Here is a 23,299-nt window from a genome sequence, read left to right as displayed (position 1 = left end):
GTGCCTACTCGTGGTGCCCGGCAGGGGAGTGGGCGTCGACGGACACCGGCGCCGGTTGCTCCTCGGGCAGCGGTGACCGCCGGCGGTCAGGGACCGGAGGGCCGTTGGGCGGCGTCACCTCGGTGCCGGGGTGCCGGCCGGCGAACCGCTCGGCGGGCGGGCCGGCGAGAACGGCGCCGAGGACGCGCGCGTGGACGGCGGCCAGGCTGTCGAGCGAACGGCGCACCAGTTCGTGGCGCGTCCTGCCGGTCCGGACGACGAGGAGCACCGACTCCGCCTCGGTGGCGAGGATCGCCGCGTCGGCGTAGGGGAGCAGCGCAGGGCTGTCCACCACCACGACATCCGCGTCCGCCTCGAGGGTGCGCAGCAGCTGGGTCATGTACCGGGACGAGAGGAGTGCGCTCGGGTCCGGTACGGGGGTTCCGGCCGTCAGCACCCGCATCAGTCCGTTTCCCCAGGTCTGGAGCGCGTCGTCGGGTGCCGCCCCTCCGGTGAGGACGTCCGTCAGTCCGGTGGTGGAGGACAGGCCGAGTGCCCCGGCCAGACGCGGCCGGCGCAGATCCCCGTCGACGAGGACGACCCGCCGGCCGGTCCGCGCGACGTTCAGCGCCAGGTCGATGGCGGTCTCGGTCCTGCCCTCCTCGGGCAGGGTGCTGGTGATCAGCAGCGAGCTCGGCATGCGCCCGTCGCCCGCGAAGCGCAGCCGGGTGCGGAGCTGGCTCAGCGCCTCGTCCCGCTGTGTCGTGCCGGCGGCGTCCGGGGTGTTCGTGCGACGCCGGGGAGGCTTGGGCAGAGCGCCCACCGTCGCGATGCCCAGACGGCGTTGGACGTCGCCCGCCGAGCGGACGGTGGTGTCCAGCGATTCGCGCAGTACGGCGCCGGCGGCACCGACGACGAGACCGCACAGCAGCCCGATCGCCAGGTTCAGTGCCGGGCGGGGGCTCGTGGGGGTCGACGGCGGGCCGGGGTCACCGACGACGCTGGCCTTGACCAGCGGTGGGGCGTCCCTGGTCGCCTTCTCGATGCTGTCGATGTACTTCGTGAACTGGACGGCGGTCTCGTCGGCGATCGCCTGCGCGCGCGCGGCGGACCGCTCCTGCACTCGGATGTCGACCAGGGTCGTGTCCAGCGGCGCCAGCGCGGTGATCTTCGTCGCGAGCTGCGCGGGTGTGGTGTCCAGATGCAGCTTCGCGATGACGCCCTGCAGCACGGCGGGGCTGTTCGCGATCTTCGTATAGGACTTCACCCGCTGCTGTGTGAAGAGCCCGCCGGCGTAGGCGTTGGCGGCGTCCTTGTCGTTGGTGGCGATGAAGAGCTGCGCCTTCGCCGTGTACGTACGCGGCGTCACGGCGGTCAAGGCGACCGCCGCGCCGAGGCCCAGCAGAACGCACACCACGACGAACCGCCACCGGCGGCGGAGTACATCGACGTATTCGCGGAGATCCATGGGAGCTCCTCCAGCTGTCCGTGCGGCCGCCTTGACTCCGTGCGGACATCAAGGCATATTCCTGTTTACGACGTAAATGTACGATATCAGTGTCGAGTGTAGGAAGTGAAGTCATGGATCGACACCCGGCCCACTGCGCGGTCACTCCCTACAGCCGCGGGGCAGGCAGCTCGCGGGTCCGTGTCTACGAATGGCTGGACCGCGTCGACACCGATTTCGCCGTCAGCGGCTATGCCTCGCTCGCCGACGCCTCCCCGTCCCGTCTCGCCCGGCACCCCGTTGCCGTGGCGCGGGCGGAACTGCGACTGCGGCGGCTCGCGGCCGCGCGGCCGAGGCGTCTGCTGCTGCACCGGGAGGCGTCCCCGCTCAGCCGCGGCTGGTGGGAGCGGCGGCTGCTGTCGAGCGCGGAGTTCGCCGTGTACGACTTCGACGACGCCCTGCAGTGGGACCAGGGTTCCGGAGGCCTCGCGCGCAGGCTGGCACCCAAAGCCGACAAGGCGTGGACCGCCGTACGCCATGCGGACCGGGTCATCGCGGGCAACGACATCCTCGGCGACTGGGCCGCGCAACACCACGGCGACGTCGTGGTGATACCCAGCTGCGTGGCACCGGAGGACTACACGCCGAAGACCTCCTACGCGCTGCACGACCCGCCGCGGCTCGGCTGGATCGGCTCGCGCGGCAACGAGGCGTATCTGCTGCTGGTGGCGGAGGCGCTCGAAGAGATCCACCGCCGCAGCGGCGCCCGCCTGACGCTCGTCGGCACGACACAGCGCTCACTGGGCCGTCTGGAAGCCCTCATCGACCGGGTCGCCTGGAGCCCGCACACCGCGCGAACCGTGCTGGCGGGCATAGACGTCGGCCTGATGCCCCTGCCCGAGACCGCCTACAGCCGCGGCAAGTGCGGCTACAAGCTGCTCCAGTACGGCGCCGCGGGTGTGCCCGCGGTGGCCACGCCGATCGGGGTGAACGCCGACATCCTGCGCCAGTTCCGGATGCCGGCCGCCCGCGACAGCGGCGAATGGACCGAAGCGGTCCAGGGCCTGTTGGACGACTCGGACACCGTCCGCGAGCGGCTGGGGCGCGGCGCCCGGGCCGTCGTCGGCCGGCGGTACTCCTACGACGCCTGGCTCTCCCGGTGGACGGCGGCCCTGGAACTTCCCGGAGCGCCGTCATGACCGCGGCAGCCCGGTCCGAGACCGCGGCAGCCCGGTTCCCGACCGCGCCGGGCCATGACCCGGCGGCGGCAACGAATGAAGGGACACCCTCCATGGACACCACTGGTCACCTGCGACAGCAGGTCCTCCCGCTCATGACTCCGGTGCGCCTCACCCGGCCGCGCCGCGCCCTGGACGTCGTCGTGTCGCTGGTGCTGCTCGCCGTCCTGTCACCGCTGCTGCTGTTCCTGGCCGTCCTGGTGCGCACCACGAGCGGCGGACCGGCGGTCTTCCGGCAGCGGCGCATGGGGGAGGGGGCACGTGAGTTCACCCTCTACAAGTTCCGCACCATGCGGCAGGGCGCCGCGGGTCCCGGGCTCACCGGCACCTCCGACCCGCGCGTGACCGGCACGGGGCGGCTTCTCAGGCGCTTCGGCCTCGACGAACTGCCGCAGCTGTTCAACGTCCTGCGCGGGAACATGACGCTGGTGGGCCCGCGCCCCGAGGCCGTCGAACTGGCTCACCGCTACCCGCCCGAGTGCCGGTGGGTGTTCCGTCACCGCCCCGGGATCACGGGACCCTGCCAGCTCCGTTCCCGCTCCGACGCGGTGCTGTTCGACGGCAGGCCCGATGCCGAGGCGTACTACCTCGATGTCATGGTTCCGCGCCGGGTCGCGATGGACGCGGAGCTTCTGGCGCACATCACCCCGGGCACCGTGATTCTCTTCGTCGCCCGCACACCGTGGTATCTGCTGTCCGCCGCCTGGGAAGCATCCGGCGGTCCCTCCGGCAGGGCGGGCAGACGTGCCGAAAGGTGCCCCGAGGGAGGTCGGTCCTGATGCGCGCCGTCGTGACCGGGGCAGCCGGGTTCATCGGTTCCCACCTGTGCGAGCACCTGTTGTCCCGCGGCGACGACGTGACCGGCGTCGACGCCCTCACGGACTTCTACGACCCCGCGCGCAAGCGCGAGAACCTCCGCCCCCTGCTGGGCCGGGACGGTTTCACCTTCCGGCAGGACGATCTGCTGGCGGCGCCCCTGGAGCCGCTCTTCGCGGAGGCGGACGCGGTCTACCATCTTGCCGGGCAGCCCGGCGTACGGGGTTCCTGGGGCGCGGAGTTCGCCGTCTACGTGGAACGCAACGTCCTGGTCACCCAGCGCGTCCTGGAGACGGCCAGAGCCACCGGACTGCGCCGGCTCGTGTACGCCTCCAGTTCGTCGGTCTACGGGGATGCCGAGACGTATCCGACCAGGGAGACCGTGCGGCCCATGCCTGTGTCCCCGTACGGCGTGACCAAGCTGGCCGCGGAACACCTGTGCGAGACGTATCGCACCGCTTTCGGCGTGCCGGCCGTCTCCCTCCGGCTGTTCAGCGTCTACGGCCCCCGGCAGCGACCCGACATGGCGTTCTCCCGGCTGGTCACGGCGGCCCTCGCGCAGCGGCCGTTCACGCTGTACGGAGACGGAGAGCAGAGCCGCGACTTCACCTACGTCGCGGACGTCGTCACCGCCATGCGCAAGGCGGCGGTCTCCTCGTGGAACGGTGTAGCCAACGTGGGCGGCGGCTCCGAGGTGACGATGAATCAGGCCGTCGCCCTGCTCCGGCTGATGGGTGCCCCCGTGCCCGTGGTGCACGTACCGCGCCGGCCCGGTGACGCCCGCCGTACCGCCGCCGACATCACCGTCGCCCGTGAGGCCTTCGGCTTCCGGCCCGCGACGGGTGTGCGGGACGGACTCGCGGCGATGGTCGAGGCCGCGCACGTGGGCCGGCCGGTGCCGGCCGCCTGACACCCGGGCGGCTCCGTAAGGGTCATATGTCCGGATTGACCTGAAACGCCCGGTTGGTATGATGTACGTATACAGCGTAAATATACGACTTCAGTCGATGGTGGTGATGGACCATGCGGAACGGGATGCTCGTCAGCGGCCCGGGTCGGACGGACGGCAAAGCCGTCGGCTGGCCCGAGGCGCCCCCGCAGGTGGCACCGGCGGCGACGCTGCCGGCACCGCCGGTGCTGCCCCGCATCAAGGTCCTTCACGTCATCACCCGTTTCGTGGCGGGAGCCGGCGGCAACACTTTGCTGTCGGCCGAGGGAATGGACCCCGGGCGGTACGACGTGTGGATCGCCGGGGTCCCGGGGGGCGACCTCTGGGACCGGGCCCGTGCCGCCGGGCTGCGCACGGTCCAGATACCGGGCTTCCGGCACACCCTGACGCCCGCGGACCTGCTGGTGCTGTGGCGGCTGGTGCGCCTCATCCGGCGCGAGCGGTTCACCGTCGTGCACACCCACTCGGGCAAGGGCGGATTCCTGGGGCGGGCCGCGGCGCGGCTGTCCCGTACGCCCGTGGTGGTGCACACCTTCCACGGCTTCAGCTTCCACCCCTACATGTCCCGCCGCAGGCGCATGGCGTACCGCTGGCTGGAGCGGGCGACGCGGCGATTCACCCATGCGTTCCTCGCCGTCGCGCCGCGCGTGGCCGAAGAGGCCGTCGAAGAGCACCTCGCCCCGCCGGGCCGCGTCCGCGTGGTGCCGTCGGCTGTGGATCTGGAGACCATCCCCGAGCGGTTCGACCCCGTCGCCCGCCGTGTGCTGGGCGTGCCCCGCGGGACGCCCCTCATCGGCACCGTCGGCCGGATCGACTATCAGAAGGCCCCCCAGGACTTCATCCGCATGGCCGCCGCGATCCGGGCCGTGCGCCCCGACACCGCGTTCGTCGTGATCGGTGACGGCCCGCTGCAGGGGGAGGCCCGCAGCCTCGCCGCGGACATGGGCGTCGACGTGACCTTCACCGGGCACCGGCCGGACGCCTCCTGGCTGGTGGCCGGGCTTGACGTCTTCGTGACGACGTCGCTGTACGAAGGCCTCGGCCGCGCACTCACCGAGGCGCTGGCCACCGCTCGCCCGGTCGTCGCCACGGCGGTGAACGGCGTGCCCGATCTGGTCGAGCACGGTGCCACGGGCCTGCTCGTGGCACCGGCCGACCCCGAGGGCGAGGCCGGGGCCGTCGGCTGGCTGCTGGACCACCCGAGGGAAGCCGCCGAGATGGGGCGGCAGGGCCGTCGGCGGGTTCGTACGTCCTTCGAGCCCACGGCCATGTGCGCGGCCGTCGACGCCTGTTACCGCGAACTGCTCGGCCTGCCGCCTCTCCCCGAGCAGGAACCCTTCGGCCCGAGTCCTGTCCAAGGGGCCGCCCCGGGCCTCTGAACCCAGCGCCGGGGCCCTTGTCCTCGGCCCCTCGATCCCTGATCCGAGCGTCCAACGGTGATTCGCCTCGGACGACGCCCCCACCACGGAGACCACTATGCGCCTGACAGTAATCGGCACCGGATACGTAGGAGCAGTCCATGCGGCCTGCATGGCGGAGATCGGGCACGACGTGCTCGGTGTGGACGTCGACGCGGAGCGCATCGCCGCTCTCGCCGCCGGCAGGCCCCCGTTCTACGAGCCCGGACTGTCCGGGATGCTCAAGCGGACGGTGGACGGGGGCCGACTGCGTTTCACCACGTCGCAGGCCGAGGCCGCACGGTTCGCCGACACGCACTTCGTCTGTGTCGGCACCCCGCAGCATCCCGATTCGGGTGCCGCCGACATGAGGTACGTCGACGCCGCCGTGGACGGCCTTGCCCCGCATCTTAACGACAGCGGCCGGGTGCTGGTCGTCGGCAAGTCCACCGTGCCCGTGGGGACGGCCGAGCGCCTTGCCCGGCGGCTGCAGGCCGTCGCCCCCGGGGCCGACGTCGCCTGGAACCCGGAGTTTCTGCGCGAGGGCTGTGCGGTCCAGGACACCCTTCGGCCGGAACGCATCGTGGCGGGCGTCCGCTCGCGGCACGCCGAGGAGCGGCTGCGGGAGATCTACGCGGCACTGCCGGCGTCAGGGGTCCCCTTCATGGCCACCGACACCGCCACCGCCGAACTCGTCAAGGTGGCCTCGAACTCCTTCCTCGCGACCAAGATCTCCTTCATCAACGCCATGGCCGAGATCTGTGACGCCACCGGGGCCGACGTGCTGACCCTGGCGGAGGCGATGGGCGCGGACTCCCGGATCGGTCATCGCTTCCTGGCTCCGGGCCTCGGCTTCGGCGGCAGCTGCCTGCCCAAGGACATCCGCGCCTTCGCCGCCCGGGCCGAGGAGCTCGGACGGGGGGAGTCGGTCGCCATCCTCCGCCAGGTCGACAAGATCAACACGCGGCAGCGGCAGCGCACGGTCGACCTGGCGCAGCAGCTCGTCGGCGGCTCCTTCGCGGGCATGAGCGTCGCGGTGCTGGGGGCGTCCTTCAAACCGAACAGCGACGACGTCCGCGATTCCCCGGCGCTCGCGGTCGCCGAGACCGTACGGCAGCTGGGGGCCCGGGTCCGCGTCCACGACCCCGAAGCCGTCGACAACGCCCGGGCCATGTGCCCCCAGCTGCAGTTCGCGCTGGACGTGGCCAAGGCGTGCGAGCAGGCCGACATCGTGCTGCACCTGACCGAATGGCCCCAGTACCGCGAGATCGACCCCGCCGTCCTCGCCACCGGCGTACGCACCCCGGTGATCGTCGACGCGCGCAACACCCTCGACGCAGAGCTCTGGCGCTCGGCGGGCTGGACGATCCGTGCCCCGGGCCGTCCGCCGCTCGCGTGACGGCAGGATGGAGGACCCCATGCGTGTCATAGTCTCCGGCGGGAGCGGCTTCCTGGGATCGCATCTGTGCGAGGCCCTGGTGAAACGAGGCGACAGTGTCTGCTGCCTGGACGACTTCTCGTCGGGCCGGGCGGCCAACATCGCCCACCTGCTCCGCCAGCCGGGATTCGTGTGTATCCCGTGCGACGTGGCGGAGCGGTTCCGGGTCCAGGGGGTCGTCGACGCCATCGTCCATCTCGCCAGTGCCGCCTCGCCGTTCGACTACACCCGCCGTCCCCTGCAGACGCTGGCCGCCGGCAGCCGTGGCACGGAGAACCTGCTGAGGCTCGCGCTCCGTCACCGCGCCCGCTTCGTCCTGGCGTCCACCAGCGAGGTCTACGGCGATCCCGAGGTGCATCCGCAGCACGAGGACTACTGGGGACACGTCAACCCCATCGGGCCCCGCAGCGTCTACGACGAGGCCAAGCGCTTCGCCGAGGCGCTCACCACGGCGTTCCGGCGCAGCCACGACGCCGACGCCGGCATCGTCCGGATCTTCAACACGTACGGGCCCCGCATGCGCGCGCACGACGGCCGTGTGGTGTCCACCTTCGTCCGGCAGGCGCTGAGCGGAGAGCCGCTGACCGTCTTCGGCGACGGCGGCCAGACCCGCAGCTTCTGCTACGTCGACGACATGGTCCGCGGCCTGCTGGCCATGGTCGATGCCCACCTGCCCGGCCCGTACAACCTCGGGAACCCCGGCGAGCGGACCGTGCGGGAACTCGCGGAGCTGGTGCTCCGGATCACGGGATCGGACAGCGAACTGCGCCACCTGCCGCTGCCCGTCGACGACCCGGTCCGCAGGTGCCCCGTCATCACCCGGGCCCGCGACGATCTCGGGTGGCAGCCCCGGGTGCCGCTGGACGAGGGGCTGCTGCGCACGGTCGCCTGGTTCGCGGCCAAGCCGGACGAAGGCACCGTCGCACGGTCGGCGCGGCGATCCCCTGCGGGGTGGCGATCATGAAGGCGCTCGTCCTGTGCGGCGGAGCCGGCACTCGGCTCCGGCCCATCACCCACACGTTCGCCAGGCAACTGGTCCCGGTGGCCAACAAGCCGGTGCTCTTCTACTGCCTGGAGGCCGTCGCCGCCGCCGGCATCAGGGAGACCGGAATCATCGTCGGGGACAACGGGCGGGAGATCCGTGAAGCCGTCGGGGACGGATCCCGGTTCGGCCTGGACGTGACCTACGTCCCCCAGCAGGCACCGCTCGGGATCGCCCACGCCGTGCTGATCGCCCGGGACTTCCTGGGCGACGACGACTTCGTGATGTACCTCGGCGGCAACTTCATCGTCGGCGGCATCTCCGACGTGGTGGACGACTTCCGCCGCGAGCGGCCCGACGCCGGCATCCTGCTCACCCGCGTGCCCGACCCGACCGCCTTCGGCATCGCCCAACTGGACCGGGCGGGACGGGTGGTGGGCCTGGAGGAGAAGCCGCAGCGGCCCAAGAGCGACCTCGCGCTGGCCGGGGTCTACCTCTTCACGCCGGCCGTGCACGAGGCCGTCCGGTACGTCCGGCCGTCCCGGCGCGGTCAGCTGGAGATCACGGACGCACTGCAGTGGCTCCTCGACCAGGGCCGCGACGTGCGCGCCACGACGATCTCCGGGTACTGGAAGGACACCGGGAACGTCACCGACATGCTCGAGGTCAACCGCTCCGTCCTGGAGAACGTCGAGTCGCGGGTCCACGGCTCCGTGGACGACGTCAGTGAGATCATCGGCCGGGTCCGGATCGACGACGGGGCGAAGGTGTTCGCCAGCCGGATCGTCGGGCCGGCCGTCATCGGCGCCGGGACCGTGATCGCCGACTCCTACGTCGGACCGTTCACGTCCATCGCCGAGGAATGCCGGCTGGAGGACAGCGAGATCGAGTACTCGATCATGCTGCGGGGGGCGTCCGTCGTCGGGATGCGCCGCGTGGAGATGTCGCTGATCGGCCACGACGTCGAGGTGAGCCCCGCGCCCCGAAATCCGGCGGTGCACCGGCTGGTGCTCGGCGACCACAGCAGAGTGCAGCTCGCGTCCTGATCACGACGTCATGACTTCCCCCATCGAGGACTACGCCCTCCTCAGCGACATGGAGACCGCCGCCATGGTCGGCCGCGACGGCTCCGTGGACTGGCTGTGCCTGCCCCGCTTCGACTCACCGGCCTGCCTGGCCGCGCTGCTCGGCACGCGGGACAACGGCTTCTGGCGTGTGGCCCCCGTCGACGGCGGGCGCTGCGGGCACCGCGCCTACCGGCCGGACACGCTGGTCCTGGACTCACGGTGGGAGACCGCGCACGGCACCGTGCGGGTCACCGACTTCATGCCTCCCCGCAGCGGGCTGCCGTGCCTCGTTCGCGTGGTGGAGGGCCTGTCCGGCTGTGTACAGATGCGCAGCGAACTGCGGCTGCGCTTCCACCACGGCCGGGTCGTGCCCTGGATCCGGACCGCCGACCGCTGCACCGTCGCGGTCGCCGGGCCGGACGCCGTGTGGCTCACCGCCGACGGCCCCGTACGACCGCACGACGGCGGGGACTCCACCGTCTTCGACTTCTCCGTCCCGGCCGGCCGCCGACTGGCCCTGATGCTGGTGTGGGCGCCGTCGCACCTGCCCGAGCGGCCCGTCCCGCTGTGGGTGCCGGCGGCGACGGTGCAGAAGGAGACCGGCGACTTCTGGCGGGGCTGGGCTGCGCAGTGCCGCTACCGAGGGCCGTGGCGGGACGCGGTGGTGCGTTCCCTGATCACACTGAAGGCACTCACCTGCGCGTCCACCGGAGGCATCGTCGCCGCCCCGACCGCCTCCCTGCCCGGCTGCATCGGCGGCGAACGCAACTGGGACTATCGCTACTGCTGGCTGCGCGACTCCACGCTCACCCTGTCGTGCCTGCTGCGCAGTGGCTACCGGGACGAGGCGACGGCCTGGCTGGACTGGCTGGTGCGGGCCATCGCCGGCGACCCCGCGGAACTGCAGACGGTGTACGGCGTCGAGGGACAGCGGCTGCTGCCGGAGACCGAAGCGCCGTGGCTCCCCGGGTACCAGGGATCGCGGCCGGTCCGGTTCGGCAACTCCGCGGCCGGCCAGTTCCAGCTCGACGTCTACGGCGAGGTCATGGACGCGCTGTACCTGTCGCTCCAGGCGGGAATCTCCCTGCCGGACCACGTGTGGAGCCTGGTGAGGACGATGATGGAGCACCTCGGGCGGCACTGGCGGGAGCCGGATCACGGGCTGTGGCAAGTACGCGGGCCGCGGCGGCAGTTCGTCCACTCCAAGGTCATGGCCTGGGTCGCCGCCGACCGCGCCCTGCGCATGGGTGCGCTGCTCGGCCGCAACGGCTCCTCGGCCGAGTGGCGGGCCATGCGCGAGGACGTGCGCCGCCAGGTCTGCCGGCAGGGCTGGGACCCGACGCATCGGACGTTCGTGCAGTCCTACGGCTCACGGGACCTGGACGCCTCGGCCCTCCTGATGCCCCGGCTCGGCTTCCTGTCGCCCCGGGACCCGCGGGTGCACGCCACCGTACGGGCGATGGGGGAACTGGACCACGGCGGGTTCGTACGGCGGTACGCGCCGGACGGTGACGACGTGCACGGCGTGGACGGCGTCCGCGGCCGGGAGGGCACGTTCCTCGCGTGTTCCCTGTGGTACGCCGACGCCCTCGCTGCCACCGGCCACGTCACCGAGGCACGGGAGGCCTTCGAACGGGTCCTCGGCGTCCGCAACGACGTCGGGCTGCTGTCCGAGCAGTGGGACCCGGACGCCGGACGCCAACTCGGCAACGCCCCGCAGGCGTTCAGTCACATCGCCCTGGTGGAGACGGCGTTCGCGCTGTCGGATCCGCGGCCGGCGCCCTGACGGCCTTCCGGCGGCCCCGCTACGACAGCCGGTCCCCGTTGCGCCGGCGCAGCACGGCCTCCCCCTGTTCCACCGTCATCGGCCGCGCGAACAGATATCCCTGGCCGAACTGGCAGCCGATGCTCGCCAGCAGCTCCCGTTGCGCCTGCTCCTCGATGCCCTCCGCGATCACCTCCAGGCCGAGCGTGTCGGCGATGTGGACGATTCCCTCGACGAGCGCGACCTGCCGGGGATCGTCCGGGATGCCGTCGATGAAGGTTTTGTCGATCTTGAGTACGTCGAGCGGGAAGTCCCGCAGATAGCGCAGCGACGAGTACCCGGTGCCGAAGTCGTCCACGGCGAGGCGCACGCCGAGGTCCTTCAGCGCCCGGACCAGCGCGTCGATCTGGGAGTCCCGTTGCATGAGCACCGACTCGGTGAGCTCCAGCTGCAACGAGCCCGGCTTCAGCCCGGGAGTGTCCAGGGCCTGCCGCACCTCGTCCAAGAAGTCCCGGTCCTGCCACTGGCGTCCGGACACGTTGACGCTGACGTACGGCGGCGCCAGCTCCCCGGCCCGGTCCTGCATCCGCGCCATGTCGGCCGCGGCGTGGCGCAGCACCCAGGCGCCCAGGGGCGCGATGTGCCCCGTCTCCTCGGCGAGCGGGATGAACTCCCCGGGCGGCACGGGACCGTCCTGGGACCGCGGCCACCGGGCCAGCGCCTCGAACCCGACGACCTCGTCCCCGGCGATGTCCACCACCGGCTGGTAGCGCAGGGCGAACTCCTGCCGGACGATCGCCTGGTCCAGGCGCGTCTCCAGATCGTGCCGCTCCGCCATGTGGACGCGCAGCTGGGGCAGGAAGCGCCGCCACTGACGTTTCCCGGCCGCCTTGGCCGAGTAGAGGGCCAGATCGGCCAGCGCCAGCAGCTCCTCCGCGTCAGCGGTGTCCATCGCCGTGGCCACTCCCACGCTGGCGCAGACGCTCACCGAGTGGTCGGACAGCTGGAAGGGCCGGTTGAGGGTCTGGATCACCTGGGCGGCCAGCAGCTCCGCGTCCACGGGCTGTCTGGCGTCCTCCATCAGCACCGCGAACTCGTCGCCGCCCAGCCGGGCCGCGGTGTCCGTGCGGCGCAACGCCTCCGACAGGCGCTCGGCCACCGCGCGCAGGAGCCGGTCGCCGACCGAGTGGCCCAGGCTGTCGTTCACGGTCTTGAAGTCGTCCAGGTCGATGAAGAGCAGACAGGTGAGTGTCGTCTCACGTCGGCCGCGCAGCAGCGCACGCTCGATCCGCTCCAGCAGCAGGGTCCGGTTGGGCAGACCGGTCAGCGGGTCGTGAAAGGCCCGCTGGGTGAGCTCCTGCTCCAGCTGACGTTGCTCGGTCACGTCCCTGAGGGTCACCACCAGCCCGCGTACGGTTCTGTCCTGCCGCAGGTCGCGGCAGCGCACCTCCACCTCGATGCGGCCGGTGTCGCGGACCACCCACCAGTGGTCCTGGGCCTCCTGGCGCCCGGCGCTGAACAGGAGCGCCAGCGTGCGGTGCACACGGTCGCGGTCCTCGGGATCCAGCAGTTCCCCGAGCGCCGTGCCCGTCAGCGCGGCGGTGCCGAACACGGCCTCGGCGGACGGGCTGGCGTACCGGACGGTGGTGTCGTCGTTGACGATGAGGATGACGTCCGAGGTGTTGCGCACGAGCGTGCGGAAGTACGCCTCGCTCTCCTGGCGGATGATCTCCTGTCGCAGTGCGACCCGCTCGGCCGCCAGCCCGGCGTGCGAGGCCAGGATCTCCAGTGAGTCGCGCATCTCGGCGAGCCGGCGCTCGGGCCCCGCGGCCAGCAGGACGCCGGGGAGCTCGCCGCCGGCCGGGTGGTCGGGCCCGACCATGGGACAGACCAGGGCGGTCGGCAGGTCGCCGAGCCGGGCGGCGATGCCGGGCGGCAGTTCGGTGACGGGGAGAATCACTGCGGTGGGCGCCTGCTCCAGAACCCTGTAGAGGTCCTGGGCCTCCTGGGCGGACAGCACGATGCCCGCGTGGCGGACCTTCGGGCCGAACAGCGCGGTGATCGCCGAGTCGCAGGACCGTGCGATCTCGGGCGTCTCGAACGCCGCGACGAGTGAGGCCGCCGCCCCGTGCAGGGCCAGTTCCCGCGTCACGGCCTTGCGGTGGGCCACGGCCATGCCCGCGAGACGCAGGCTGACCAGCAGGAACAGGAAGCCGGAGAAGACGGCCAGCGCCGTCGCGTCGCGGACGCCGCCCGACCGCTCCTCGAAGAGCAGAACAGCCGGCGGGATCAGGGTGGCAGCGGTGAGGAGCACGAGCCGGTGCCAGGGCGGGAGCAGGGACTGCGGCGGCGGTTCCGGCGAGGTCAGCTCCGTCATCGCGGGGTGGAGCGCGGCCAGTCCCCAGGCCGTGTAGAAGACGATCCAGGCGGAGTCCAGCAGCAGGCCGGCCTGCCATGTCCCGTCGAGCTGCAGGATCCCGTAGGCGATGTCGAGGACGAGCAGCGCCATGGTGCCCAGGACGAGCAGCTGTACGGAGCGGTTGCGGCCGGAGACGGCGCTCGGGGCGAGCAGCCGGACCAGCATCGCAAGTACCAGGACGTCCCCCAGCGCGTAGGCGATGCGGATCGCGCGTTGCTGCCAGGTGAGGCCGTCCAGCATGGTCAGCGGCTGCACCAGGTAGACCCACACCGGCAGGGCGAGGCCGGCGGTGATGATCAGTGCGTCCAGCAGGCTGGGCAGGTCGTGGTCCGGCCAGCGGTACCGGACCAGACCGAACAGGCCGACGGCGAAGAGCGGGTACGCGGCCAGGTAGCACGCGTCCGAGAACGAGGGAAACGGACTGGCCGCCTGGAAGTACTGTTCCTGCACGTTGAAGTACGTGTCACCCGCCGCGAAGGCCAGCAGTCCGGCGGCGAGCACGAGCCAGGGCCACCGGTGGGCGGGGCGGTGGAGGTGGACTCCGCCGAGGACGGCCGCGGCACCTCCCAGCCCGATGACGGCCCACGACGGCGCCCGCGTGGCGGGGACGGTCGCGTAGAGGCACGTGACGATCCCGACCAGCGTGATGTAGGCGGCCATCAGCCGGCGGCTCGTCGACAAGAGCAAGCGCCTCCCCGAGTCGCGGGACCGGGTCGCGAAAGCACGCGTTAACCAGGACTTAACGTCTAAATCGTAGGCACAGGGGTGCGGGCCTGCATCTCGGCGCCGGCCGGTCAGCCGTGCTCGCCCTTCGTCCGCCGGGGGGATCCGGCGTAGCCGTTCGGGTTGAGCCGCTGGAAGCGCCAGGCGTCCCGGCACATGTCGTCGAGGTCCCGGGTGGGGTGCCAGCCCCAGGCGCGGGTGACGGCGGTCGCGTCGGCGACGAGTTCGGCCACGTCGCCGGGACGGCGGTCCGCGGCCTCGTACGGGATGGGCCGGCCGCACGCGGTGGAGAACGCGGCGACGACCTCGAGGACCGAACTGCCCTTGCCGACGCCGAGGTTGTAGACGTGCATGCCGGGAGCGTCGGCGAGATGGTCGAGCGCGACCCGGTGTGCCTCGACGGTGTCCATGACGTGGATGTAGTCGCGGATCGCGGTGCCGTCGCGCGTCGGGTAGTCGGTGCCGAAGACGCGCAGCCGTTCCCGCCGGCCGACGGCCACCTGGGCCAGGTACGGCATGAGGTTGTCCGGTTCGCCGCGCGGGTCCTCGCCGAGCAGTCCGCTGGGGTGGGCGCCGACCGGGTTGAAGTACCTCAGGCACAGCACGGTGAATTCCGGGCGGCGGTGGCACACGTCGGAGAGAATCTGTTCGCAGGTCCACTTCGAGGCCGCGTACGGGTTGGTGGGCCGGGCGGGGGTGGACTCGTCCAGCGGCCCCGGCCGGGCATCGCCGTAGACGGAGCAGGACGAGGAGTACACGAGCTGGTGCACTCCGTGCTCGTGCATGGTCCGCAGCAGGGCGGTCGTGCCGCCGACGTTGGTGTCGTAGTACTCCACGGGCATGTGGGTCGACTGGCTCACGGACTTGTAGGCCGCGAAGTGCACGACCGCGTCGACGGCGTGCCGTTCGAACACCGCGGACAGGGCCCGCCGGTCACAGATGTCCAGCTCGTAGACGGCACCGACGAAGCGGCCGGCGATCCGCTCCACCCGGGCGAAGGCCTGCGGCACGCTGTTCGAGTAGTCGTCCACCACGATCAGCTCGTAACCGTGGTCGAGCAGGTCGACACAGGCGTGGCTGCCGATGAATCCGGCCCCGCCTGTGACGAGGATGGTCGACGGTGCGCTCATGGCCCCGCTCCCGTGTGCCGGCCGCGGTCGCGGTGACCGCCCCGGAACGTGCTGGAACGACGTACGTTTACGATGTATAAAACGACTGTGCGCCGGTTCGGTCCCGGAGTCAAGGGCTCGAGGGCTTCGACCATGAAGCTCCGGATGGTAGAAGCAAACATGACCAACTTGTTCCCCGCACCCTCGGCCGGTGCCCGATGACCGCGGGCATCGACACCCCCGACCGCCGGGGCCGCACCGGCCTCGACCGGACCGGCCGTGACCTGACCGGCAATCCACGCGTCAAGGTCCGGGACGTGACCCTGCTGTCCAGCCACTGGTACGTCGAGCGCACCACGACCTTCGACTTCCGGCACGGCGACGGCTCCTGGAGGACACAGGAGCGCGAGACGCACGACCGCGGCAACGGCGCCACCATGCTGCTGTACGACGCCGAACGCGAAACAGTGCTGCTCACCAGGCAGTTCCGCTTCCCGGTATACGTCAACGGGCACCCCGACGGGATGCTGGTCGAGACACCGGGCGGGCTGCTCGACGACGATGACGAGCACCCGGAGAACGCCGTACGGCGCGAGGTCGTCGAGGAGACCGGGCACACCATCGGCGCCGTCCAGCACGTCTTCGACGTCTGTATGAGCCCGGGCTCGGTCACCGAACGCGTCAGCTTCTACGCCGCCGCCTACGGCCCCTCGACCCGCACCCACGAAGGCGGCGGCCTCGGCGAGGAGGGCGAGGACATCGAGATCCTCGAACTGCCCTTCCGCAGGGCCCTGCAGATGATCCGCACCGGGGAGATCGCCGACGCCAAGACCATCATGCTGCTCCAGTGGGCCGCGCTGGAGGGGCCGTTCGCCCGCAAGGCGGCTCACTGATCCTTCTCAGGGTCTGACCAGGAGCTGGAAGTCGAACGTGTACCGGGACGCGCGGTAGACGTGCGTGCCGTACTCGACCGGTCTGCCCGTGTCGTCGTACGCGGTGCGCCGCATGGTCAGGAGCGCCGCTCCCTCCTTCTCGTCGAGACGGGCCGCCTCCTCGGCGGTCGCGCCGCGGGCGCCGACGGTCTGGTGGGCGCTGTGCAGGGTGATGCCCGCCGAGCGCATCATCCGGTACAGGCCGGTCGACTCCAGCCGTTCGGTGTCGAGGTCGAGCAGCGCCGCGGGCAGGTAGTTGCAGAGGAAGGCCACGGGCTGGCCGTGGGTGGAGCGCAGCCGCTCCAGGACCGTGACCTCGCTGCCCTCCGCGATGCCGAGAGCCGCCGCCACGTCCGGGGGCGCAGGGACGGGCTCGTTGCGCACCACCTGAGTGGTCGGCCCCTGCCCGGCCGTCTCCAGGTCGTCGTACAGACTGCTCAGCTCCAGCGGCCGCTTGACCTGACTGTGCACGACCTGGGTGCCGACCCCCCGGCGGCGTACCAGCAGCCCTTTGTCGACCAGGGTCTGGATGGCCTGGCGGACCGTCGGCCGGGACAGGCCGAGCCGTACCGACAGGTCGATCTCGTTGCCCAGGAGGTTTCCCGGAGCGAGGAGGCCGTGCTCGATCGCCGCCTCCAGTTGCTGCGCGAGCTGGTAGTACAGCGGCACCGGGCTGCCCCGGTCCAGGGCGAAGTCCAGGGTGTCGAGAGCGGGGGCGGCGGTCACGGCCCGGCCGTGACCACGGGTCTTCGCCATGGACGTACCTCCCTTCGGAAGAGTCGGAAGTGACTGGGTCACGGGTGCCGGCGGCGGTCGGCGGCCTGGCGGTCGTACTCCTCGCGGGCCCGCAGAGCCGCCTCGCGGGAGGCCACCTCGGCCACGGGCACGCCCCACCAGGCCGCGGCCGGGGTCGGGCCTCGGGGCGGGTGATCCGGTCGAAGTAGATGCCGGCGGTCAGCCGATGGCGTATGCCGTCCCGTTGCGGCGGGTAGAGATCGACTCCGATGCGGCCCATCGTGAACAGGTCGAAGGACTGGGCTGACTCGGTCATGCGCGCGACACTCCTCGAGCTGTTGCGGGGGTGCGGGTCCCGAGGGGCCTGCCGCCTCCCAGGTTTAGGACTCGGAGGACCGCGCTGTCAAGACTTTGTACTTACATTCGGACCTGCTTGTGAAATGATGTCTTAACAAAGTATTGACAGCGGGCGCGCCAAGGGGTGGAATCCCGTCCCAGCGCACCAGCCGCGTTCCGCGGCGCACCACCCGGACTTCAGATCCAGGGGCTTCGGATCACCGTGATCCGCCTTCCCTTTCCCCCGTCGCACAGTGAGGTGCAGGAAAGATGGACCGCTCTTCGCACTCCCGCTCCCGCAGATTCGCCCCCGTCGTGGCGGTGGCCGCGGCAGCGGCCCTGACCCTCGCGGGCTGTTCCAGCAGCTCCGGCGGCAAGAAGGCCGAGGAGAGCGCGGGAGGCGCCTCCGCGGGCAGGGCGACCACACCGCAGATGACGGTGGCCCTGGTCACCCACCAGTCGCCCGGCGACACCTTCTGGGACATCGTCCGCAAGGGTGCCGAGGCCGCCGCCGCCAAGGACAACGTCAAGCTCGTCTACTCGGCCGACCCGAACGCGGGCAACCAGGCCAACCTGGTGCAGAACGCCATCGACCAGAAGGTCGACGGCATCGCGATCACGCTGGCCAAGCCGGACGCCCTCAAGGACGTCGTGGCCAAGGCGAAGGCGGCCAACATACCCGTCGTCGGCCTCAACTCCGGTGTGAGCGAGTGGCAGAAGCTCGGCCTCATGGAGTTCTTCGGCCAGGACGAGACCGTGGCCGGCGAGGCGCTCGGCAAGAGGCTCGACGAGGCCCGCGCCAAGAAGGCCGTCTGTGTCATCCAGGAGCAGGGCAACATCGGCCTGACCCAGCGCTGCGACGGTGTGAAGAAGACGTTCTCCGGCTCGACTGAGACGCTGTACGTCAACGGCACCGACATGCCGTCGGTGAAGTCGACGATCACCGCCAAGCTGAAGCAGGACAGCGCCATCGACTACGTGGTCACGCTCGGCGCCCCGTTCGCGCTGACCGCGGTGCAGTCGGTGGGCGACGCAGGCAGCAAGGCCAAGATCGCCACCTTCGACCTCAACAAGGACCTGACCGGCGCCATCAACAAGGGCACGATCCAGTTCGCGGTCGACCAGCAGCCCTACCTCCAGGGCTACCTGGCGATCGACTCGCTGTGGCTCTACAAGAACAACGGCAACTACATGGGTGGCGGTGAGCAGCCGGTACTGACCGGTCCGGCCTTCGTCGACAGGACCAACGTCGACGCGGTCGCCCGGTTCGCCGCGAAGGGCACTCGGTGATCGGTATGACCCAGCAGGCTGAGCCGGCGGTGACCACACCGCCGGCCCCCGGCCGGAAGGAGACCGACGGGCGGACCGCGCGGCGTCCCCTGGCGCTCCGGCTGCTCGCCCGTCCCGAGGTCGGTGTCTTCCTCGGCGCCGTCGCGGTGTACGTGTTCTTCCTCGTCACCGCCCCGCCGGTGCGCGACGGCAGCTCGATGGCGAACATCCTCTACCAGTCGTCGACGATCGGGATCATGGCGCTGCCGGTGGCGCTGCTGATGATCGGCGGAGAGTTCGACCTGTCGGCCGGCGTCGCGGTCATCACCTCGGCGCTCACCGCGAGCATGCTCAGCTACCAGCTGACCATGAACGTGTGGGTGGGAGTGGTCGTCGCGCTGATCGTGTCGCTGGGGGTCGGGTTCTTCAACGGCTGGACGGTGGTCAGGACCGGGCTGCCCAGCTTCCTGGTCACCCTGGGCACCTTCCTGATCCTGCAGGGTGTGAACCTGGCGGTGACCAAGCTGGTCACCACCAATGTGGCCACCGACGACATCAGCGACATGGACGGCTTCGGCCAGGCGAAGAAGATCTTCGCCTCGTCGTTCGAGGTCGGCGGCGTCCAGGTCAAGATCACCATCTTGTACTGGCTGGTCTTCGCGGCCATCGCCACCTGGGTCCTGCTGCGCACCAAGTACGGCAACTGGATCTTCGCGGTGGGCGGCAGCAAGGAGTCCGCCCGGGCGGTCGGTGTACCGGTGACGTTCACCAAGATCTCGCTGTTCATGCTGGTCGGCTTCGGCGCCTGGTTCGTGGGCATGCACCAGCTGTTCACCTTCAACACCGTGCAGTCCGGCGAGGGCGTGGGCCAGGAGCTGATCTACATCTCGGCGGCCGTGATCGGCGGCTGTCTGCTGACCGGCGGCTCCGGCTCGGCGATCGGCCCGGTCTTCGGCGCGTTCATGTTCGGCATGGTGCAGCAGGGCATCGTCTACGCCGGCTGGAACCCCGACTGGTTCAAGGCGTTCCTCGGCGTGATGCTGCTCGGCGCCGTCCTGATCAATCTGTGGGTCAGCCGCACGGCGACCCGGAGGTGACCCGATGACATCCACCGACAAAGCCGGCACCCACGGAGCCGTGCTCGCGCAGACCGTCGACGACGAGGACGGCGCGATCGTCGAACTGCGCAACGCGGGCAAGTCCTACGGCAACATCCGCGCCCTGCACGGCGTCGACCTCACCGTCCACCCCAGCCGGGTCACCTGCGTGCTGGGTGACAACGGCGCGGGCAAGTCCACCCTCATCAAAATCATCTCGGGTCTGCACCAGCACACCGAGGGCGACTTCCTCGTCGACAACGAACCGGTGCGCTTCAGCACCCCCCGCGAGGCACTCGACCGCGGCATCGCCACCGTCTACCAGGACCTGGCGACCGTCCCCCTCATGCCGGTCTGGCGCAACTTCTTCCTCGGCTCCGAGATGACCAAGGGCCCCTGGCCCGTCCGCCGCCTCGACATCGAGAAGATGAAGAAGACCGCCGACGAGGAACTGCGCAACATGGGCATCGTCCTCGACGACCTCGAACAGCCCATCGGCACCCTCTCCGGCGGCCAGCGCCAGTGCGTGGCCATCGCACGAGCCGTGTACTTCGGCGCCCGCGTGCTGATCCTGGACGAACCCACCGCCGCCCTCGGCGTCAAACAGTCCGGCGTGGTCCTGAAGTACATCGCCGCCGCCCGCGACCGCGGCCTCGGCGTCATCTTCATCACCCACAACCCCCACCACGCCTACATGGTCGGCGACCACTTCAGCGTCCTGCGCCTGGGCACCATGGAACTGTCCGCCGACCGCAGCGAGGTCAGCCTCGAAGAGCTCACCAACCACATGGCCGGCGGCGCCGAACTCGCAGCCCTCAAACACGAACTGGCCACCGTACGGGGCGTCGACGTCGAAGAACTCCCCGAAGAGAAGGACCTCACCGCGCCGGTGTCGGCCTCGCCCGAAGGGAACTCCTGACATGGCGACCTCCCTGGACCGCATCCGGGTCGGCTCCGCCCCCGACTCCTGGGGCGTCTGGTTCCCCGCCGACCCGCGACAGGTGCCCTGGGAACGCTTCCTGGACGAGGTCGCCGAGGCGGGCTACGCCTGGATCGAGCTCGGCCCGTACGGCTATCTGCCCACCGACCCGGCGCGCCTCACGGACGAGGTGAGCACGCGTGGCCTGAAGGTCTCCGCGGGCACGGTCTTCACCGGCCTGCACCGCGGCCCGTCGGTCTGGGAGTCCACATGGGAGCACGTGAGCCAGGTCGCCGCCCTCACCCAGGCCATGGGTGCGAGGCACCTCGTCGTCATCCCCTCCTTCTGGCGGGACGACAAGACCGCCGAGATCCTGGAGCCGCCGGAGCTGACCGGTGAGCAGTGGGCGTATCTGACCAAGGGCATGGAGCGGCTCGGTCACGAGGTCAAGGAAGACTACGGCCTCGACATCGTGGTCCATCCGCACGCGGACACGCACATCGACACCGAGGACCACGTCGAGCGCTTCCTCGACTCGACCGACTCCGAACTCGTCAACCTGTGCCTGGACACCGGCCATTACGCCTACTGCGGCGGCGACAGCGTCGAGCTCATCGAGACCTACGGCGAACGCATCGGCTATCTGCACCTCAAGCAGGTCGATCCGGAGATCCTCGCCGACGTCGTCAGGAACGGGGTTCCGTTCGGCCCGGCCGTGCACCGCGGAGTGATGTGCGAACCACCGTCCGGCGTACCGGAGTTGGAGCCCGTCCTGGTGGCGGCCCAGAAACTCGGCGTCGAGCTGTTCGCGATCGTCGAGCAGGACATGTACCCGTGCGAGCCGGACAAGCCCCTGCCGATCGCGGTGCGCACGCGGAAGTTCCTGAGGTCCTGCGGGGCGTGAGCGGGTGAACGGCCCGGTCCGCACGCCGTTGCCGACAGGCGGCGGCGTGGGGGCGCTCCTATGCTGGTGGTGACGGCCGCACCCGGCCGCGGGCGGGTGATGGGCCCCGCCCGGCCTGTGCCCCGTGGCGCGCCTGTGGCGTGCGGCGCATGTCTCCTCACAGGGGAGTGAGCCCATGACACACCCGTGCACCCGACTGCGCAGGGCCGCTGTCGTCGCCACCGCGGTGGGGGTGCTGGTGGCGCCGGCCGCCGGCGGGACGGCCGTGGCGCTGCCGTCCTCGGCCGCCACCGTCGCCGGACAACCCTCGCCGTCGCCCACCGGGGAAGACGTCCGCGAACTCACCCCCGACGTGAAGCGGCAGCTCGACCAGGCCGTGCAGCGGGTCATGAACCAGGCGAACGTCCCCGGTGCGACCGTCGGCATCTGGACACCCGACAAGGGCCAGTACATGAAGTCCTTCGGAGTCGCCGACAAGAGCAGCGGCGAGCGGATGTCGCCGGGCCTCTACATGCGGATCGGCAGCGAGACCAAGACGTTCACCGTCACGGCGGTGCTGGCCCTCGTCGACGAGGGCAGGATCGGTCTGGACGACACGATCGACAAGTACGTCGACGGCGTTCCGAACGGCGCCGAGATCACCCTTCGCCAGCTGGCCGGCATGCGCAGCGGGTTGTTCAACTACTCCCAGGACGACGACTTCTTCAAAGCCATGACGTCCGACCCGTACCGGCCGTTCACACCGCAGCAGCTGCTGGACTACTCCTTCAGGCACCCGGTGATGTTCCCGCCGGGCGAGAAGTTCTACTACTGCAACACGAATCTGATCCTGCTCGGTCTGGTGGTGGAGAAGATCTCAGGGCAGACGCTCTCGGACTACGTCCACGACACCATCCTGGAGCCGGCCGGCCTGGACCACACCCTCTTCCCGGTCGGTCCCGGGTTCCCCGATCCGCACTCGCAGGGCTACACGAACCAGACCGCGACCGGCCGGGTCGAGGACTCGGCGAACTGGAACCCCTCCGGAGCCTGGGCGGCCGGCGCCATGATCTCCCAGCTGCGGGACATGCGCGTCTGGGCGCGCACGGTGGCCACGGGCCAACTGCCCGACGGGGACACGCTGATCAGCCCCGCCACGCAGAAGCAGCGGCTGACCACCCCGCCGACCCCGATCCCGGGCACCGGGTACGGCCTCGGCATCTTCAATGTGCAGGGCTGGATCGGCCACAACGGCTCCCTGCCCGGCTACGAGTCGCTGACGGTCTACATGCCGTCGGAGCAGGCGACCCTCGTCGTGCTGCTGAACACCGACATCGACTACAAGGGCGACGAGCCCAGCACCTTGTTCGGCGAAGAGATCACGGCGATCATCTCCCCGAACCACATCTTCGACCTGCCGGCGCAACCGGCGGCCAGGTGAACCGCGTGACAGGAGTTGGACACCCCGTGCACGATGGACACCCCGTGCACGACCACGGGTTGTGAACAACCGGACGGGGAGGACGAGTTGGCGCCCTTGGAGCACGACGAGAGCAAGCCGGACGAGGCGGAGGCCGTGCGCCGCGCCCGGTTCGGCGCCCTGCCGGAGCGGATCCGCCCGCAGGACACGGTGGAGGAGCGACCGGCCACGCCGCCGGACCCGGCGCGGGACACCTACGACCCCGACGAGTGGTTGGTCCGTTACTGCCTGTGAGGCGCGACTGATCCCGGGGGCCGGGGGGGGGGGGGGGGGGAGACGGGGTGTCCAAACCCCTCACCCCAGGGAGCCCTTTTCGTGC

The 23,299-nt window shown here is 70.7% G+C and carries 19 protein-coding genes; 15 read left to right on the top strand and 4 right to left on the bottom strand.

Going from position 1 to position 23,299, the window contains the following annotated elements:
- Nucleotides 1–4: 4 nt before the first annotated feature.
- On the bottom strand, nucleotides 5–1,447 hold the full coding sequence (locus tag ACZ562_RS01025) for a tyrosine-protein kinase domain-containing protein (RefSeq protein WP_471172657.1): 1,443 nt from the start codon (nucleotides 1,445–1,447) through the stop codon (nucleotides 5–7).
- Nucleotides 1,448–1,560: 113 nt separating this feature from the next.
- On the opposite strand from ACZ562_RS01025, the gene ACZ562_RS01020 reads away from it, so the two are divergent.
- The 8 genes from ACZ562_RS01020 (at nucleotide 1,561) to ACZ562_RS00985 (ending at nucleotide 11,099) form a co-directional block, all read left to right on the top strand.
- Nucleotides 1,561–2,625 (top strand): glycosyltransferase family 4 protein, encoded by a 1,065-nt coding sequence (locus ACZ562_RS01020; protein ID WP_471172654.1) that lies wholly within the window; start codon nucleotides 1,561–1,563, stop codon nucleotides 2,623–2,625.
- Between the two features lie 92 nt (nucleotides 2,626–2,717).
- Entirely contained in the window at nucleotides 2,718–3,443 is a 726-nt protein-coding gene (locus ACZ562_RS01015; protein WP_471172652.1) for a sugar transferase, read from the top strand.
- The gene (locus ACZ562_RS01010) at nucleotides 3,443–4,390 is read left to right on the top strand and encodes an NAD-dependent epimerase/dehydratase family protein (RefSeq protein WP_471172649.1); all 948 of its coding nucleotides are present in this window, start codon (nucleotides 3,443–3,445) and stop codon (nucleotides 4,388–4,390) included. Before ACZ562_RS01015 ends, ACZ562_RS01010 begins: the two co-directional genes overlap by 1 nt.
- A 113-nt stretch (nucleotides 4,391–4,503) precedes the next feature.
- Nucleotides 4,504–5,808 (top strand): glycosyltransferase, encoded by a 1,305-nt coding sequence (locus ACZ562_RS01005; protein WP_471172646.1) that lies wholly within the window; start codon nucleotides 4,504–4,506, stop codon nucleotides 5,806–5,808.
- Between the two features lie 97 nt (nucleotides 5,809–5,905).
- Nucleotides 5,906–7,225: a UDP-glucose dehydrogenase family protein gene (locus ACZ562_RS01000; protein ID WP_471172643.1), complete on the top strand. Its 1,320-nt coding sequence runs from the start codon at nucleotides 5,906–5,908 to the stop codon at nucleotides 7,223–7,225.
- A 19-nt stretch (nucleotides 7,226–7,244) separates the two neighbouring features.
- Nucleotides 7,245–8,228 carry a UDP-glucuronic acid decarboxylase family protein gene (locus tag ACZ562_RS00995; RefSeq protein WP_471172640.1) on the top strand — a complete coding sequence of 328 codons (984 nt, stop codon included), beginning with the start codon at nucleotides 7,245–7,247 and terminating at the stop codon, nucleotides 8,226–8,228.
- Nucleotides 8,225–9,292, top strand: coding sequence for a glucose-1-phosphate thymidylyltransferase (locus tag ACZ562_RS00990; protein WP_471172637.1), 1,068 nt, complete (start codon nucleotides 8,225–8,227; stop codon nucleotides 9,290–9,292). Before ACZ562_RS00995 ends, ACZ562_RS00990 begins: the two co-directional genes overlap by 4 nt.
- A 10-nt stretch (nucleotides 9,293–9,302) precedes the next feature.
- Entirely contained in the window at nucleotides 9,303–11,099 is a 1,797-nt protein-coding gene (locus ACZ562_RS00985; RefSeq protein ID WP_471172635.1) for a glycoside hydrolase family 15 protein, read from the top strand.
- Between the two features lie 19 nt (nucleotides 11,100–11,118).
- Here the strand turns inward: ACZ562_RS00985 and ACZ562_RS00980 are convergent, their stop codons facing one another.
- Together ACZ562_RS00980 and galE are read right to left on the bottom strand one after the other, a co-directional pair.
- Nucleotides 11,119–14,178 (bottom strand): putative bifunctional diguanylate cyclase/phosphodiesterase, encoded by a 3,060-nt coding sequence (locus ACZ562_RS00980; RefSeq protein ID WP_471172632.1) that lies wholly within the window; start codon nucleotides 14,176–14,178, stop codon nucleotides 11,119–11,121.
- Nucleotides 14,179–14,291: 113 nt separating this feature from the next.
- Nucleotides 14,292–15,350 (bottom strand): UDP-glucose 4-epimerase GalE, encoded by a 1,059-nt coding sequence (gene galE / locus ACZ562_RS00975; protein ID WP_471172630.1) that lies wholly within the window; start codon nucleotides 15,348–15,350, stop codon nucleotides 14,292–14,294.
- 197 nt (nucleotides 15,351–15,547) lie between these two features.
- Here galE and ACZ562_RS00970 point away from each other — a divergent pair, with 197 nt between their 5' ends.
- Complete coding sequence (locus ACZ562_RS00970; protein ID WP_471172627.1) at nucleotides 15,548–16,222, top strand: NUDIX domain-containing protein; 675 nt, start codon at nucleotides 15,548–15,550, stop codon at nucleotides 16,220–16,222.
- A gap of 6 nt (nucleotides 16,223–16,228) precedes the next feature.
- Here ACZ562_RS00970 and ACZ562_RS00965 read toward each other — a convergent pair whose 3' ends face one another.
- Nucleotides 16,229–17,017, bottom strand: a complete 789-nt coding sequence (locus ACZ562_RS00965) for a GntR family transcriptional regulator (RefSeq protein ID WP_471172622.1) — start codon at nucleotides 17,015–17,017, stop codon at nucleotides 16,229–16,231.
- Between the two features lie 585 nt (nucleotides 17,018–17,602).
- Here ACZ562_RS00965 and ACZ562_RS00960 point away from each other — a divergent pair.
- From ACZ562_RS00960 to ACZ562_RS00935, 6 genes are all read left to right on the top strand, one after another.
- Nucleotides 17,603–18,622: a sugar ABC transporter substrate-binding protein gene (locus ACZ562_RS00960; RefSeq protein ID WP_471172620.1), complete on the top strand. Its 1,020-nt coding sequence runs from the start codon at nucleotides 17,603–17,605 to the stop codon at nucleotides 18,620–18,622.
- Complete coding sequence (locus ACZ562_RS00955) at nucleotides 18,622–19,698, top strand: ABC transporter permease (RefSeq protein ID WP_471173934.1); 1,077 nt, start codon at nucleotides 18,622–18,624, stop codon at nucleotides 19,696–19,698. Before ACZ562_RS00960 ends, ACZ562_RS00955 begins: the two co-directional genes overlap by 1 nt.
- A gap of 4 nt (nucleotides 19,699–19,702) precedes the next feature.
- Complete coding sequence (locus ACZ562_RS00950; protein WP_471172617.1) at nucleotides 19,703–20,617, top strand: ATP-binding cassette domain-containing protein; 915 nt, start codon at nucleotides 19,703–19,705, stop codon at nucleotides 20,615–20,617.
- Between the two features lies 1 nt (nucleotide 20,618).
- Nucleotides 20,619–21,521, top strand: a complete 903-nt coding sequence (locus ACZ562_RS00945) for a sugar phosphate isomerase/epimerase family protein (protein ID WP_471172612.1) — start codon at nucleotides 20,619–20,621, stop codon at nucleotides 21,519–21,521.
- Between the two features lie 175 nt (nucleotides 21,522–21,696).
- The gene (locus tag ACZ562_RS00940) at nucleotides 21,697–22,941 is read left to right on the top strand and encodes a serine hydrolase domain-containing protein (protein WP_471172609.1); all 1,245 of its coding nucleotides are present in this window, start codon (nucleotides 21,697–21,699) and stop codon (nucleotides 22,939–22,941) included.
- Nucleotides 22,942–22,974: 33 nt separating this feature from the next.
- A complete protein-coding gene (locus tag ACZ562_RS00935) occupies nucleotides 22,975–23,214 on the top strand; it encodes a hypothetical protein (RefSeq protein WP_471174003.1) in 240 nt (79 codons plus the stop codon).
- The last annotated feature ends 85 nt before the right edge of the window (nucleotides 23,215–23,299 follow it).

Source organism: Streptomyces sp. NPDC040410, assembly GCF_055595715.1.
Note: the sequence above shows the minus strand (reverse complement) of the source record. Positions and strands in the feature narration are given on the sequence as shown.

What these genes read in the sequence shown, in the direction of transcription:
- ACZ562_RS01025 (WP_471172657.1), bottom strand. Translation starts at nt 1,447, where the DNA reads ATGGATCTCCGCGAATACGTCGATGTACTCCGCCGCCGGTGGCGGTTC.
- ACZ562_RS01020 (WP_471172654.1), top strand. Translation starts at nt 1,561, where the DNA reads ATGGATCGACACCCGGCCCACTGCGCGGTCACTCCCTACAGCCGCGGG.
- ACZ562_RS01015 (WP_471172652.1), top strand. Translation starts at nt 2,718, where the DNA reads ATGGACACCACTGGTCACCTGCGACAGCAGGTCCTCCCGCTCATGACT.
- ACZ562_RS01010 (WP_471172649.1), top strand. Translation starts at nt 3,443, where the DNA reads ATGCGCGCCGTCGTGACCGGGGCAGCCGGGTTCATCGGTTCCCACCTG.
- ACZ562_RS01005 (WP_471172646.1), top strand. Translation starts at nt 4,504, where the DNA reads ATGCGGAACGGGATGCTCGTCAGCGGCCCGGGTCGGACGGACGGCAAA.
- ACZ562_RS01000 (WP_471172643.1), top strand. Translation starts at nt 5,906, where the DNA reads ATGCGCCTGACAGTAATCGGCACCGGATACGTAGGAGCAGTCCATGCG.
- ACZ562_RS00995 (WP_471172640.1), top strand. Translation starts at nt 7,245, where the DNA reads ATGCGTGTCATAGTCTCCGGCGGGAGCGGCTTCCTGGGATCGCATCTG.
- ACZ562_RS00990 (WP_471172637.1), top strand. Translation starts at nt 8,225, where the DNA reads ATGAAGGCGCTCGTCCTGTGCGGCGGAGCCGGCACTCGGCTCCGGCCC.
- ACZ562_RS00985 (WP_471172635.1), top strand. Translation starts at nt 9,303, where the DNA reads ATGACTTCCCCCATCGAGGACTACGCCCTCCTCAGCGACATGGAGACC.
- galE (WP_471172630.1), bottom strand. Translation starts at nt 15,350, where the DNA reads ATGAGCGCACCGTCGACCATCCTCGTCACAGGCGGGGCCGGATTCATC.
- ACZ562_RS00970 (WP_471172627.1), top strand. Translation starts at nt 15,548, where the DNA reads ATGACCGCGGGCATCGACACCCCCGACCGCCGGGGCCGCACCGGCCTC.
- ACZ562_RS00965 (WP_471172622.1), bottom strand. Translation starts at nt 17,017, where the DNA reads ATGGCGAAGACCCGTGGTCACGGCCGGGCCGTGACCGCCGCCCCCGCT.
- ACZ562_RS00960 (WP_471172620.1), top strand. Translation starts at nt 17,603, where the DNA reads ATGGACCGCTCTTCGCACTCCCGCTCCCGCAGATTCGCCCCCGTCGTG.
- ACZ562_RS00950 (WP_471172617.1), top strand. Translation starts at nt 19,703, where the DNA reads ATGACATCCACCGACAAAGCCGGCACCCACGGAGCCGTGCTCGCGCAG.
- ACZ562_RS00945 (WP_471172612.1), top strand. Translation starts at nt 20,619, where the DNA reads ATGGCGACCTCCCTGGACCGCATCCGGGTCGGCTCCGCCCCCGACTCC.
- ACZ562_RS00940 (WP_471172609.1), top strand. Translation starts at nt 21,697, where the DNA reads ATGACACACCCGTGCACCCGACTGCGCAGGGCCGCTGTCGTCGCCACC.
- ACZ562_RS00935 (WP_471174003.1), top strand. Translation starts at nt 22,975, where the DNA reads ATGGACACCCCGTGCACGACCACGGGTTGTGAACAACCGGACGGGGAG.